Origin of the sequence: Nocardia sp. NBC_01730, from assembly GCF_035920445.1 — a bacterium.
Taxonomy (GTDB): Bacteria; Actinomycetota; Actinomycetes; order Mycobacteriales; family Mycobacteriaceae; genus Nocardia.
This window is the reverse complement of the sequence record NZ_CP109162.1, coordinates 3,855,763-3,869,350: the sequence shown is the minus strand read 5'-3', so window position 1 is coordinate 3,869,350 and position 13,588 is coordinate 3,855,763. Positions and strand designations below refer to the sequence as shown.

Below are 13,588 nucleotides of genomic sequence, written 5' to 3'. Positions count from 1 at the left end.
ATGAGGCAGCTCTGCAGTGGGTCTCTCGGTGTCAGCCCGTGTTTCGATGAGTCGCCGCCGGGGGTGTGGTCGGCGCTGACGGTGTTGCCGGAGGTGCCGGACCGTCGAGGGCGATGGGTGAGAACGGGGATCGGTGCTCTCGACAAGATCATCCCATCATCCGACGCAACATCTTACCGTCGGAAGATGTTCCACGGTGTGACGCTGCTGACGGTCGCGGTGCTCCGCGCCCCCTGTGGCCCGTGCGGGCCTACGGGTGCTGACCGTCGCCCGTGGTATCGGCGTTCTCAGTTTCGGAGGTCTTCGCAACCTCGTTGATCATCGGATTGTCCGCGTCGGGCACGGCCGTGTCCGCGTCGTGCCCGGCTGCCTCATCAGCTGCGGGTTCGGCGGCGGTGGATCCGCTCCCCGTGGCTTCCTCCGGCCCCGCGAACGGGTTCGGAATCCGCCCGTCGGACGCCGCCGCCAGGTCGCGCAACCGGTCGTAGCTCACCGCTGGCAACTTCACTTCGGTGCCGTCGTTCAGATCGGCGAGCACGTATCCACGCTTTGGGATTCGCACACCCTTCACCTGTGCCCAATCCAGATGGCGGGATCCCAACAGCGTCCGCAGGTCCAGTCCCGCGTCCGAGACGGAGGTCTGGGTCCGCAGCACCCATACCAGCACGACGACGGGGATCAGCAACAGCCACCAGAGCCCGGCCGGCCAGCCGACGAACGGGAAGAATACGCACATCAGCAGGATGAATACGCCGAGGAAGGCCAGTCGTGGGATGCGGATCACCCGGGTGGTCGAGGCGCTACCCGTCTCCGCTCCCGCGGCGGGCGTATGGGACGATTCAGTAGGTGGCACGGACTGATGCGGTGATGACACACCACCATCCTCGCATCCTGGTGAACGGACACAAGCAACCACACTGTCCCACATAATGGGACGCCATAGGTCATCTGTTTGACTCTTCGGTTCACGCCCGCTTAACGTCGTGCGCGTGAACCGAAACGAATTGCTCGTAATCGGCCGGCGCGTCCAGCGTTGAGCCTGACACTCTGAGTCGAATACGTCAGCTCGCGTCGCGACGCGCCACCCTCGTTCAGCCCTGTGCTGACGGGGGCTTTTTTATGTTCGGATAATTGTTCGACATGCGAGGCGCAAGACGCCGCGTTTGCGGTGGACGGACGGCCTTCCAGGCGCTCTTTGCGAGGGCCTGATGTCGTCCGTCCCAGCGCCGCGAGGCACAAAATCCGGGGTCAGAACGACTACCAGTAAGGAACGAAGACGGTGAGCGCACCTACCGCACGGCCCGGGCCTTCGGCCCGCAGGCCAGCGCCTTCGGCGAATCAGCAGACATCGTCCGCTGCCAACGCGACGTCCGCGGCCAACCGCCGCCAGGCCCCGCCCGAGCGGGTCACCGGTGCGCAGTCGGTCGTCCGGTCGCTCGAGGAGCTCGGCGTCGATACCGTATTCGGCATTCCCGGTGGCGCGATTCTCCCGGTATACGACCCGCTGTTCGACTCCAAGGTGCGGCACGTCCTCGTCCGGCACGAGCAGGGCGCCGGCCACGCGGCCACCGGTTACGCGCAGGCCACCGGCAAGGTTGGTGTGTGTATGGCCACATCCGGTCCCGGCGCGACCAACCTGGTCACCCCGATCGCCGACGCGCAGATGGACTCGGTCCCGATCGTGGCCATCACCGGCCAGGTCGGGCGCAGCCTGATCGGCACGGACGCGTTCCAGGAAGCCGACATCTCCGGCATCACCATGCCGATCACCAAGCACAACTTCCTGATCACCGAGGGCATCGACATCCCGAGGATTATCGCCGAGGCCTTCTATCTCGCCGCGTCCGGCCGCCCCGGCGCCGTGCTCGTCGACATCCCCAAAGACGTGCTGCAGGCCCAGACCACCTTCAGCTGGCCACCGGAGATGCGGCTACCCGGCTACCGTCCGGTCACCAAGCCGCACGGCAAGCAGGTGCGCGAGGCAGCGCGGATGATCATGGAGGCCAAAGCGCCGGTGCTCTACGTCGGCGGCGGCGTGATCAAGGCCGACGCATCGCCGGAGCTGCTGCGGCTGGCCGAGCTGACCGGTATCCCGGTGGTCACCACGCTGATGGCGCGCGGTGCCTTCCCGGACAGCCACCGGCTGAACATGGGCATGCCGGGAATGCACGGCACGGTGGGCGCGGTTGGGGCACTGCAGAAGTCGGACCTGCTGATCACCCTCGGCGCTCGCTTCGACGACCGCGTCACCGGCCAGCTGGATTCCTTCGCGCCCGGCGCCAAGGTCATCCACGCCGATATCGACCCGGCCGAGATCGGCAAGAACCGGCACGCCGACGTCCCGATCGTCGGCGACTGCCGCGAGGTGATCGTCGAGCTGATCGAGACATTGAAGGCCGATCCGGCGGCGGGTGACGCGCCGCTGCTGTCGCTGGACGAGTGGTGGACCTACCTCGACGGCATCCGCGACGCGTACCCGCTGGGCTGGACCCCGCCCGCTGACGGGTCGCTGTCGCCGGAGTTCGTCATCGAGGCGCTGGGCCGCCTGGCCGGTCCCGACGCGATCTACTGCGCGGGCGTCGGCCAGCACCAGATGTGGGCCGCCCAGTTCATCAAGTACGAGAAGCCGCGCACCTGGCTCAACTCCGGCGGTCTCGGCACGATGGGCTATGCCGTCCCGGCCGCCATGGGCGCCAAGATGGGCATGCCGGACACAGAGGTGTGGGCGGTCGACGGTGACGGCTGTTTCCAGATGACCAACCAGGAGTTGGCCACCTGCGCGGTCGAGGGCGTCCCGATCAAGGTCGCGCTGATCAACAACGGCAACCTCGGCATGGTCCGGCAGTGGCAGACGCTGTTCTATCAGGAGCGCTACTCCAACACCGACCTGGGCACGCACACCCTGCGCATCCCCGACTTCGTGAAGCTCGCGGAAGCCCTCGGCTGCTACGGCATCCGGGTCGAGCGCGAAGAGGATGTGGAGCCCGCGATCCGGGAGGCCCAGTCCATCACCGACCGCCCCGTGGTGATCGACTTCATCGTCGGCAAAGACGCGCAGGTGTGGCCGATGGTCGCCGCGGGCACCAGCAACGACGAGATCATGGCCGCTCGCGGCATCCGCCCGCTGTTCGACGAGGACGAGCAGGCTGTCGAGCCCGCCGTCATCGACGAGGCGATGTCGCACGAGAAGAACAGGTGAACGTAAGGATGAGTACCACCCACACCCTCAGCGTTCTCGTCGAGGACAAACCGGGCGTCCTGGCGCGGGTCGCTGCCCTGTTCTCCCGCCGCGGCTTCAACATCGAGTCGCTGGCGGTCGGCGGCACCGAGCTGCCCGAGGTATCGCGCATGACCATCGTCGTCACCGTCGAGGACTTGCCGCTGGAACAGGTCACCAAGCAGCTCAACAAGCTGGTGAACGTCATCAAGATCGTGGAGCAGGACGCGGACAGCTCCGTGGCCCGCGAACTGATCCTGGTGAAGGTGCGCGCCGACGCCAGCGTGCGGACACAGGTGATCGAGGCAGTCGCGCTGTTCCGCGCCAAAGTGATCGACGTGTCCCCGGACGCGCTCACCGTCGAGGCGACCGGAACCCGGTCCAAGCTCGACGCGCTGCTGCGCATGCTCGAACCGTATGGCGTGCGGGAGATCGTGCAGTCCGGCGTGGTGGCCGTCGGCCGCGGTCCGAAGTCGATCACGGCGACGCGCTAGTCTGGCTTCGATCTACGGTCGGCGTACGGCGCTCCCCGCGCACGCGCGGGGGATCCGATTGATCCGAAACAGTACAAACCCATCACCTGCGTCAAGCACGGTGTGCCCCCGCTCCCGCGGGGACGATCCTCCAGAAGGGAAACCAACCACAGTGGCAGTCGAGATGTTCTATGACGACGACGCCGACCTGTCGGTCATCCAGGGCCGCAAGGTCGCTGTCATCGGCTACGGCAGCCAAGGCCACGCGCACTCGCTGAGCCTGCGCGACTCCGGCGTCGAGGTCAGGGTCGGCCTCGCGGAGGGTTCGAAGTCGCGTCCGAAGGCCGAGGAGGCGGGCCTGACCGTCGGCACTCCGGCCGAGGTCTCCGAGTGGGCCGACGTCATCATGGTGCTCGCGCCCGACACCGCGCAGGCGTCGATCTTCACGAACGACATCGAGCCGAACCTGAAGGATGGCGACGCGCTGTTCTTCGGCCACGGCCTCAACATCCACTTCGGCCTGATCAAGCCGCCGGCCGACGTCACCATCGGCATGGTCGCGCCGAAGGGCCCCGGCCACCTGGTGCGCCGCCAGTTCGTCGACGGCAAGGGCGTTCCCGCCCTGATCGCCATCGACCAGGACCCGAAGGGCGAGGGCCAGGCGCTGGCGCTGTCCTACGCCAAGGGCATCGGCGGCACCCGCGCGGGCGTCATCAAGACCACCTTCAAGGAAGAAACCGAGACCGACCTGTTCGGTGAGCAGGCCGTGCTCTGCGGTGGTACCGAGGAACTGGTCAAGACCGGTTTCGAGGTCATGGTCGAGGCCGGTTACGCGCCGGAGATGGCCTACTTCGAGGTGCTGCACGAGCTGAAGCTGATCGTCGACCTGATGTACGAGGGCGGCATCGCGCGCATGAACTACTCGGTGTCCGACACCGCCGAGTTCGGTGGCTACCTGTCGGGCCCGCGGGTCATCGACGCCGACACCAAGAAGCGCATGCAGGACATCCTGAAGGACATCCAGGACGGCAGCTTCGTCAAGCGCCTCGTCGCCAATGTCGAGGGCGGCAACAAGGAGCTCGAGGCGCTGCGCAAGCAGAACGCCGAGCACCCGATCGAGGTCACCGGCGCCAAGCTGCGCGGCCTGATGAGCTGGGTGGATCGCCCGATCACCGAAACCGCCTGAATTTTCGGCTGATCCAGGCTTGAAAGGCCCGCTCCTCGAGAAGGAACGGGCCTTCCTGGCATTCCCGCGGCCACGGTCTGAGGCGGTAGGCTGGTGTCGTGCCGGAAGAAACGCCAGGTCAGCGGTTGCGCCTCGCCTTCGAGATGTATGAGTTCGGCGTGCGCATGCAGCGTATGCGAATCCGCAGAGAGCATGCCGACGCGACCGAGGCCGAAATTGAGGAAGCCGTTCATGACTGGCTTCTCTCGCGCCCAGGTGCACCGCTTGGCGACGCAGTGGGACAGCCCTCGTCACGGTTCGCATGAACGAACTCGAAGCCGCGCTCCGGCGCGCGACGGCGGATCTCGGCCGCCTCGGCTATGGTTGGGCGCTCGTAGGGGGATTCGCGGTTTCGGCGCGGTCCGCACCGCGGTTCACCCACGATATCGATCTGGCAGTGGCCGTCGAAGATGACCGCGCTGCCGAGGATTTGGTTCGCCGGCTTATCTCCGAGGGCTATGGCTTCTATGCATCGGTAGAGCATGACAACGGCCGGCTGGCCACCATCCGACTCAAACGGAACATGGATGGCATACCGGTCTTGGTCGATCTTTTGTTCGCCAGTTCAGGAATTGAGCCGGAAATCGTGCGCGCAGCCGAGAACCTGGAGATTGTGCCCGGCCTTACGTTGCGGGTTGCGACGACCGGTCACCTGATCGCGCTCAAATTGCTCGCTCGAGACGATGTTTCGCGCCCGCAGGACCTTGCCGATTTGCGCGGATTGCTGGAGGCAGCCTCGGATGGCGATCTCGAGCAAACTGAAGCCGCGGTTCTCCTCATCACCGAACGCGGTTTCAATCGCAATCGTGACCTCCTCGGGTCACTGCGTGAGATGACATCTGCTCGTTGAGCGGCACGGCGCCACCACCGTCTTGACCCGGTGCCATGCGGAGCTATAGATCGACTGGGATGGCCTGCCCGCTGGAGCGCTCGCGGGTCCAAAGCCGTTCGGGGTGCACGGTAAGCAGGTCGGCGACCTGGCAGATCGTGGCAGGTCGTTTGTCGACGTGCTCGAGGTCGGGGGTGATGACCAGGACGCTCGGCTTCGGCCGGCCTCTCGCGGCCGCGGCGGCGTGCAGGCAATCGATGGCATCCAGCAGGCGCCCGATCGGTCGGTCCATGCGAGGCCCGATCACGACGGTGCGCACCAATCGGAAGCCGTGCTTGCAGGCCACGGATCGGATGCGTTGCTCGGCGTGGCGTTGCCGGGCGGGGGCGGCGTGGGCCAGCATGTAGCCGACCGCGATCCGGCGGGTCACCGCTCACCCCCACCGGGTACCGCCACGTCGGCGCCTGCCCGGGTGGTACACCAGCCGAAGACGCCTCCGAGCAGCACGCCCAGGGTGAACACGAGCAGCAGATCCAGCACGGCTACGCTCCCTCAGTCGACGGGTGGCGACCTATGGCCGGGCTTTTCGCCGGACCTGCCGCGTCCGCCCTCGTGGACGCGACACCGTGCCCGTAGACGCAACCGGTCCGGGGTGCCTTTCGGACCGTACGAGGCAACCCGGACCCGAGGCCAGCCGAGTGCGTGAAAGTGCGCGGACCGGTGACATCGGCCTATGCTCCCGCCACGATGTGAGCAGTATCCATGCACACAACGCGCTACAAGGGAGCCCTCATCATGCAGGTTCGATTCCTCGGCGGCCCGTCCGGCGGGCAAGGCTCACCGCGGCTATATGCCACCGACCGCGACACTTTCGCCGTCCAAGGGTGGAAGACCGACCGCAGCGATCAGGTCGAGATCCCGCACCGGCTGCTGGTCCACACCGAGCCGGGCACGGCTGTGGCCGGGCTTGTCGACACCGGGCACGGCACGTTCCTGCTCACCGGCGCGCCGGTCATCGACCCGGAAGCGCTCGCGATGATGAAGATCCCCGGGCATGAGGCGGCGGTGGAAGTGCCGATCGCGCCAGAGGTGACCCCCGATGATCCGCATCAAGCCGGGTGAGCGTTTCGACCAGCTGCTCGGCCGCGCCGAGCAGCTGGCGTTCCATCTCGAAACCGCCGACGACTACGACGCGGAGACCGAGGCCGAGTCATTCGCCACCTGGCGAGACAACGAAGCCCGCGACCCCGGCGGCGACTGGTTCGCGCCCTGGACGCAGCAGGTGCGGGCCATGACCGGGCGTGGCGTCGCGGTGCGGCGAGCCCGTATCGTCACAGTCCCGCACACCACCTACACCCGCTACTTGCTTGCCTTGGGCCGCTACAACGTCGATGCTGGTGAAGACGTGCGCTACCTCACGCGCGCCAGTGCCGACCCGGATGACGCTGTTGCCGAAGACTTCTGGCTGCTGGATACCCACACTGTCGCCTACAGCCTGTTCGATGAGCGCGGCCGCTGGATCGGCGCGGCTACCACCAGCGAGCCGCGCCAGCTGCGCGCCGCGATCGCCATCCGTGACCGCGTGTGGGCGGCGGCAATCCCAATCGAGGACTACCTCGTCGGCAGGTCCCGATGACCGCGACCGGGGTTGATCGTGCCCGCCAGGCCCTCGGCGCCCGACTGCGCGAACTGCGCCGGTCCAAGGGCCTGGACGGACGTGAATTCTCCACCGCCGCGGGATGGCACTGGTCGAAGACGTCCCGCGTCGAGCTCGGCAAGCAGCGTCCCAGCGTCGACGATCTCGCGGTGTGGTGCCGGCTGTGCGACGCCGAACTCGCGCTGCCGGATCTTGTCGCGGCCCTGCAGAACGTCGATGCCCAATGGCAGGAGTGGCGGCGGGTCACCGCGGGCGGGCACGCACGCCGTCAGCGTCGCGGCGCCGACCTCGAGGGCCGCGCTCGCTCGCTACGCACCTACAGCATGGTTCTCATCCCCGGCCTGCTGCAGACCGAACCATACGCGAGAGCCGTTCTCACCCAGTGTATTCGGTTCCTGGGTACCCACGACGACCTCGACGACGCCGTAGCCGCACGCCTGGCCCGCCAGCGTGTGCTGCGCAGAGGCGACCACCGACTGGTGCAGCTCATCGACCAGTCCGCCCTCCACACGCACGTCGGCGACACCACCGTCATGACCGACCAACTCCAGCATCTGCTCGACACCGGCTTCGGCAACCCCCGCCTCCTCCTCGGCGTCGTCCCGGCCGGCACCGGATTCATCTACACCACCACCTCATTCGATCTGCTCGACCGCCGCACCGCCCTCGTCGAAACAGTCAGCGCCGAACTCACCATCACCACCCCCTCCGAACTCACGCTCTACGAAAAAGCCTGGACCGGACTCTACGACCGCGCCGTCTTCGGCGACCAGGCCCGCGCCCTCATCGCCACCGCACGGCAGCAGATCAGGCAGGGGCGTTGATTCCGGGCCGCACTTATGGCTTGAACTGTGAGTTGTTCCAACAGATGTGATCCGATCACCCGAAGCTCATAACGGCGCCGGATCCGGACGAGGCCGCGAATTCGAAGAACCGCACCAGATCCTCGTAATACGGCCGCAGATACGCCAAACACCTCCTCGTCACCGTCACGCACCCAGACCGGCGGACAGACTTCGGAATCGTCCATATCTTCGGCGTCGAAGAATTGGGCAAGCTTTGTGAACGGTGTCGCGCGCAGTCGTTCGTCCGTGGACCCGACCAAATCGGGGGACCAAGCGTGCCGCGTCATCTCTGTGTCGATTACCCCACATGCAGCCCGCGAGGACGAGGTCGACGACCCGCGAACTGCACGGGGAGGAATGCGAGCGCTACTACCGGCGGGCATAGACATCTACCCGGGGTTCACCAACTACCGGCGCCGGACGCACCGCCGGATCCCGGTGCTGGCGCTCGATCCGGCCTAGCCCGGTGGGTCCGCCCCATCTGGGCTGGCTGCTGCGATCGTGGCTGCACAGTAGGTCACGGTGGGCGTCTGCTCGTTACTCGCTCGTAGTGGTGCGGGGGCCTAGAGTTCTCCGGGACAACGGGGTCAGGTATTCGAAGATCCTCTGCCCGAACGGATTGTGAACTTTGCCCAACTCGACGAATCTCGACCCCATTGCGACCGTCCCGAGTCCGGCCTCGGCTGGTCGGCGCCCCGAGGCGATTCACCGTTTCCTCGTCAAACCCGACGACGCCGGCATCGTGGGATCGGTCGACGGCGGCAAACTCCTCGAATGGATCGACAAGGTCGCCTACGCGGCGGCAGCCCAGTGGAGCGGCCGCTACTGCGTCACGGCCTATGTCGGCAACATCCATCTCGACCGGCCGATCGCGGTCGGTGAGCTGGTGGAATTGCATGCGAATCTCGTTCACACCGGACGCACCAGCATGCATATCCTCGTCACCGTCTATTCCACCGATCCCACGCGGGTGAAGCCGGTGCAGTCGGCCCAATGTCTGACGATCTTCGTCGCGGTCGACGACGACCGGCGCACCGTCGAAGTGCCGCAATGGAATCCGACAACAATTCTCGAACTGCAGCGGCATCGGCAGGCGCGGGAGAGGATTTCGGTGCGCAAACACATCGAGGAGGCGATGGCCGCGCAGCGGTACACGGCCGCTGGCACCGCGCCGAGTGCGACGCTGCGGTTCCTGGCAGCGCCCTCGGACATCAACTGGGGCGGCAAGGTTCATGGCGGCCGGACTATGCGATGGATCGACGAGGCCGCCTACGTGTGCGGCGCCGACTGGGCCGGACAGCGCGTCATCACGTCCTACTTCGGCGGGATCCGCTTCTACCGGCCGATCGTCATCGGCCACGTCGTCGAGGTCACCGCCCGGCTGATCCACACCGGCCCACGCAGCATGCACATGAGCGTGCACGTAACGTCCACCGACACTTATTCCGACGAACCCGCACTGGCCGCACATGGACTCGCCGTGGTTGTCGCGGTGGACGACGACGGAAAAGCGCGGGCCGCGCGGCAATGGTCGCCGGTTTCCGAGGAAGACCAAGCGCTCGACGCACACGCCCGGGATCTTGTCGAACTGCGTGCACTGGTCGAGCCGTTCACCCCGGCGAGCGCCGTACCTGCCGACGCCGAACCCAGTCATTTCCGGGTACCGGCGGCGAGGTGAGGTCCGCGTGACAGGGCGCCTGGGCGAGGTCGGGTACCTCCCGTTCCTCGACATCACCACCGCCATGATCCGCGCGGGAGACCGCCCCTGCTGATCGAGTGGCTCGGCGGTTATCGGGTGAGCATTTTCGAACTCGGTATTGTCACGCCGTTCGTCACCGTCACGTCGTCGCGGACCGGCCGGGGCCCTTCCTCAGCGTGACCTTGATGCACTGCCGTCCTCGATGGAGCGAGATCCGCCCTCGGGATTGTCCGGATCGATGTGCCAACTCTTCACCCAACGCGGGTGGATGCGAATGATCTCGTGGGAGAGCCACTCCGGCGCGGCCGGTGGCAGGTCCACGGTCAGGGGTTCCGCCACGGCCCGGATCTCGACGCCGCGTCCCTAGCCCGTTTGACCTTGCCCGGCTCGTCCGGTGTCATGCCATCGATTAGCAGGCTGCCCCTCTGGTTGACGTCAATGTTCTTGGCCCGTTCCCAATGAATGAGACCACTCGGTATTAGAGTCCCGTTGGCCCTGGTGAGGGCTGGAAGGGACACTGAGGGACATGGCAGGACGTAAGCGGCATTCCGCGGAGGACATCGTGCGGAAGCTGCGCCGTGCCGACGAGCTCGCTGCCGCTGGGCAGACGGGTGAGCAGATCGCTGCTGATCTGGGAGTGTCGGCGGCGACGTTGTATAACTGGCGCCGCCAGTACGGCGGGGTGGACACCGATGCCGCGAAGGAGCTCAAGGAACTGCGTGAGCAGAACGCGAGGTTGAAGCGGCTGCTGGCGGACGCGGAGCTGGAGAAGGACGCGCTGCGGGAGATCGCGAGGGGAAAATTTTAGGCCCGGCCAGCAAGCGGCGGGCTGTTGACATGCTCAAACAGGTGATGGGCATGTCGGAACGGTTCGCGTGCAAGGTGGTTGGGCTGCATCGGTCCACGTATCGGCAGCTGCCAGCTGCGCAGACCCCCGCCGATCCGGATGTCGGGTTGCGGGTCTGGCTGCGTTCCTATGCCACGAAACATCAAGGGCACGGGTTCCGGCGTGCGTGGGCGGCGCTGCGGTTCGATGAGGGCTCGCAGGTGAACAAGAAGAGGGTGCACCGGCTCTGGCGGGAGGAAGGCTTGCAGGTGCGGGCGCACTCGCCACGCAAGCGGGCGGGGTGCTCGACTACGCCGCTGGTTGATGCGGATGCACCGAAGGTGGTGTGGGCGTTGGACTTTCAGTTCGACTCCACCACGGATGGGCGCGCGGTGAAGATCGCTTCGATGATCGACGAGCACACCCGTGAATCGCTGCTTCACCTGGTGGAGCGCTCGATCACCGCCGAGCGGCTGGTGGCCGAGTTGCAGGAGGTGTTCACCGCGCGCGCTGGGCCACCGAAGGTGCTGCGTATGGACAACGGTCCTGAAATGATTTCCCATGCGCTGCAACAGTTCTGCGCCGACCGGGTAGGGATCGTCTATATCCCGCCCGGCACGCCGTGGAACAACGGCCATATCGAATCGTTCAACCGGCGGTTACGCAGCGAGTGCCTCAACCGCAACCACTGGACGAGCCTGCTCGAGGCCCGCGTCGTGATCGGCGACTTCAAGGACGAACACAACCGACGGCATCGGCATTCGGCGCTGGGCTATCTGACCCCTGCCGAGTACGCTGCCCGCTGCAGCCACACCCACCACCCCGTGGCCTGCAGCATCAACTGAATCCGGACGAAACAACCCGGACTCCAATGCCGGGTGGTCGCCTTATCGGGGACTGGTCATTCTGATAGCCTTGCGTCGCAGTGTGATTCGGTCCGCCGATGTTGATGGAGTCGTCATCATTGAGGCCGAGGCCGGGCGGGCTGACCTTGGATGCACCGGATGGCGTTATGGTGGCGAGGCGGGCGAGCCGCTGGCCCGCGAGGCAATCATGCCGCGACGATAGAACCTTGAGCCGACTCGAGGTCAAGGCGCACCAGGCGTGGCGCTTCGATTAGTTACCGATGAGTAAGTTCTTATGAAAGGCCATCGGACTACGGGAAAATCGATCTCGACCCACCGAACACGCGTGCTGCGCGGGTACCCGCTTCTTCGGCGGACATCCGGCCGTCTGCCAACAGTATTCCGACGACGGATTCTTTCGCGATCGCTACGAGTTCCTCGTCCAGCGCTGATTCGTCCAATGCTTCGAAGACGACGAACGGGGCCAGGCGGAGCAGTCGCTTTACGAAGTCCCGCAGGATGTCCCGCTCGGTCAGCCCTTGCAGGTCCATAAGCCGCCACACCCGCAGAATCGACTTGATCAAGTGCGGGCTGCCACCCAAGGCGGCGCGGCGTGCGTAGATTTGGTCGAATGCGGCTTCGCCGAGGACATGCAGCGCCGAATACGGGTCGGAATCGGACGGGGAATACACCAGGTGGGCCCGCCACCACATCCGGCCGAACACATGACGAGTGAGATCGGAACCGAGGACTCGGTCGACTGGTGGTTTCGGGTAGCGCCAATGAGCCACATCGGGAAGGACGATCAAGGCCAGAAACGCCCAGATGTCGCCAGCAGCAGCTTCTGCAGGCGCGATTCGCATTTCCTTGTGCAATGCGACGGCGAGACCGAGATCGAAGGAAACCTTCTGGCGTGTGTCAAGCGGTTCGGGAAAGCTGGACTCCTTGGCCAGATTGATGACGACGTCGCGAATGAACTGCAATTTGTCACGGTCGACCCGGGTACCGCCAGTCGCAACGAACACCGCCGATTCGTCGGTGACGGCCCAACGGTTGTGGAGGTCGAGGGGGGTACGCTCCTTGTACTCGGCCGCGAGCAGTTTGGCGCGGTGGCGGAGCAGCCGAGGGTATAGCAGGGTCATGAGACCCCCTCGAAGATCTTCACAGCCGCCTGGAGTTCGGAGGCGAACAGGTTCGGGGATTCTTGTGCTGCCAGCCGGATGTCCGTGATGGACCGGCCAGGGAAGAGTCGGCCGACCAGTTCCTGCAGCGTGGCACCCAAGGTTTCATCAATGTAGTGGGAATCGTCGTCGAATTCGCCGAGGCGCAGGGCATGGTCCACCATGGTGCGAGCAACATCGGCGTAGAGAATGGACAAAGCGATCTTGTCTTCCACGCGCGGACTGCCTGCGCGTCGGAGGGCTTCTGTGACGACGGTCTTCTTCTCGTTGACGAGCAGTAGGAGCGAGCCCATTGTTGCTGCGTCGAGGTTTGTGCCGATCTCGAGATGCCAGGCCGCGTCACCGGGATAGTTTGTTTGGTCGAAATCTACGATGGCAATGGGGAATTGGGGCGCGTCACCTTGAAGACGAATCTGGCTCCTATCACTCCACAGAACCGAACCACCGCGACGGGGCGCTACCGGGCGGCCAACGCCTTGTCGTCGCTGCGCAAGTACCAGGGCGGTGTCCAACAGCACGACACCACCCAGGTCGGCGCCCGGAAGATCGGCTCGCAATTCGACTTCGCCGTTCTCGGGGACGATTGTGCGCATCACCGTTCCCCTGAGTTTCGATCCGGTCGAGGTCCAGATTGCGGCCAGTGCGAGTTCGGTCCTCAGGTCGAGCATCGATTCGGCAAGGGCGCGGTGCAGATCGATCTTGATAGTACGGCGCAGACTCAGTGTCGTCTGATAGTCCCAATGCGGATAGGATTCCGGCAGTGGCAGTTCCTCGCCGTTGACCGACAGCAA

The 13,588-nt window shown here is 65.5% G+C and carries 14 protein-coding genes; 10 read left to right on the top strand and 4 right to left on the bottom strand.

The features are described from left to right. Nucleotides 1–250: 250 nt before the first annotated feature. The gene (locus tag OHB12_RS15560; protein ID WP_327120168.1) at nt 251–874 is read right to left on the bottom strand and encodes a PH domain-containing protein; all 624 of its coding nucleotides are present in this window, start codon (nt 872–874) and stop codon (nt 251–253) included. 405 nt (nt 875–1,279) lie between these two features. Here OHB12_RS15560 and OHB12_RS15555 point away from each other — a divergent pair, with 405 nt between their 5' ends. The 5 genes from OHB12_RS15555 to OHB12_RS15535 all read left to right on the top strand — a co-directional run bounded on the left by OHB12_RS15555 (nt 1,280) and on the right by OHB12_RS15535 (nt 5,765). Beyond that, complete coding sequence (locus tag OHB12_RS15555) at nt 1,280–3,199, top strand: acetolactate synthase large subunit (RefSeq protein ID WP_327120166.1); 1,920 nt, start codon at nt 1,280–1,282, stop codon at nt 3,197–3,199. 8 nt (nt 3,200–3,207) lie between these two features. Further along, a complete protein-coding gene (gene ilvN, locus OHB12_RS15550) occupies nt 3,208–3,711 on the top strand; it encodes an acetolactate synthase small subunit (RefSeq protein WP_327120164.1) in 504 nt (167 codons plus the stop codon). A 163-nt stretch (nt 3,712–3,874) separates the two neighbouring features. Further along, nucleotides 3,875–4,876: a ketol-acid reductoisomerase gene (gene ilvC, locus OHB12_RS15545; protein WP_327121147.1), complete on the top strand. Its 1,002-nt coding sequence runs from the start codon at nt 3,875–3,877 to the stop codon at nt 4,874–4,876. Between the two features lie 98 nt (nt 4,877–4,974). Beyond that, entirely contained in the window at nt 4,975–5,181 is a 207-nt protein-coding gene (locus OHB12_RS15540; RefSeq protein WP_327120163.1) for a hypothetical protein, read from the top strand. Beyond that, nucleotides 5,178–5,765, top strand: a complete 588-nt coding sequence (locus OHB12_RS15535; protein ID WP_327120162.1) for a nucleotidyl transferase AbiEii/AbiGii toxin family protein — start codon at nt 5,178–5,180, stop codon at nt 5,763–5,765. The genes OHB12_RS15540 and OHB12_RS15535 overlap by 4 nt, the downstream gene beginning before the upstream one ends. 43 nt (nt 5,766–5,808) lie before the next feature. On the opposite strand, the gene OHB12_RS15530 is transcribed toward OHB12_RS15535, so the two are convergent. Continuing rightward, the gene (locus OHB12_RS15530; RefSeq protein ID WP_327120160.1) at nt 5,809–6,174 is read right to left on the bottom strand and encodes a hypothetical protein; all 366 of its coding nucleotides are present in this window, start codon (nt 6,172–6,174) and stop codon (nt 5,809–5,811) included. A 332-nt stretch (nt 6,175–6,506) separates the two neighbouring features. On the opposite strand from OHB12_RS15530, the gene OHB12_RS15525 reads away from it, so the two are divergent. From OHB12_RS15525 to OHB12_RS15505, 5 genes are all read left to right on the top strand, one after another. Next, on the top strand, nt 6,507–6,866 hold the full coding sequence (locus OHB12_RS15525) for a hypothetical protein (RefSeq protein WP_327120158.1): 360 nt from the start codon (nt 6,507–6,509) through the stop codon (nt 6,864–6,866). After that, nucleotides 6,844–7,380 carry a DUF6879 family protein gene (locus OHB12_RS15520; RefSeq protein WP_327120156.1) on the top strand — a complete coding sequence of 179 codons (537 nt, stop codon included), beginning with the start codon at nt 6,844–6,846 and terminating at the stop codon, nt 7,378–7,380. Before OHB12_RS15525 ends, OHB12_RS15520 begins: the two co-directional genes overlap by 23 nt. Continuing rightward, nucleotides 7,377–8,225 (top strand): helix-turn-helix domain-containing protein, encoded by an 849-nt coding sequence (locus OHB12_RS15515; protein ID WP_327120154.1) that lies wholly within the window; start codon nt 7,377–7,379, stop codon nt 8,223–8,225. The genes OHB12_RS15520 and OHB12_RS15515 overlap by 4 nt, the downstream gene beginning before the upstream one ends. Before the next feature lie 649 nt (nt 8,226–8,874). Beyond that, nucleotides 8,875–9,924, top strand: coding sequence for an acyl-CoA thioesterase (locus OHB12_RS15510; protein ID WP_327120152.1), 1,050 nt, complete (start codon nt 8,875–8,877; stop codon nt 9,922–9,924). A gap of 547 nt (nt 9,925–10,471) precedes the next feature. After that, nucleotides 10,472–11,616, top strand: a protein-coding gene (locus tag OHB12_RS15505) for an IS3 family transposase (protein WP_327109662.1) whose coding sequence is annotated in 2 segments (ribosomal slippage) — nt 10,472–10,748 and nt 10,748–11,616 — 1,146 coding nt in all. Because the reading frame shifts where the segments join, the coding sequence is not laid out codon by codon here. Between the two features lie 311 nt (nt 11,617–11,927). Here the strand turns inward: OHB12_RS15505 and OHB12_RS15500 are convergent. Both OHB12_RS15500 and OHB12_RS15495 read right to left on the bottom strand, forming a co-directional pair. Further along, entirely contained in the window at nt 11,928–12,758 is an 831-nt protein-coding gene (locus OHB12_RS15500) for a DUF6339 family protein (protein ID WP_327120150.1), read from the bottom strand. Beyond that, nucleotides 12,755–13,588: a hypothetical protein gene (locus OHB12_RS15495; protein ID WP_327120148.1), complete on the bottom strand. Its 834-nt coding sequence runs from the start codon at nt 13,586–13,588 to the stop codon at nt 12,755–12,757. The genes OHB12_RS15500 and OHB12_RS15495 overlap by 4 nt, the downstream gene beginning before the upstream one ends.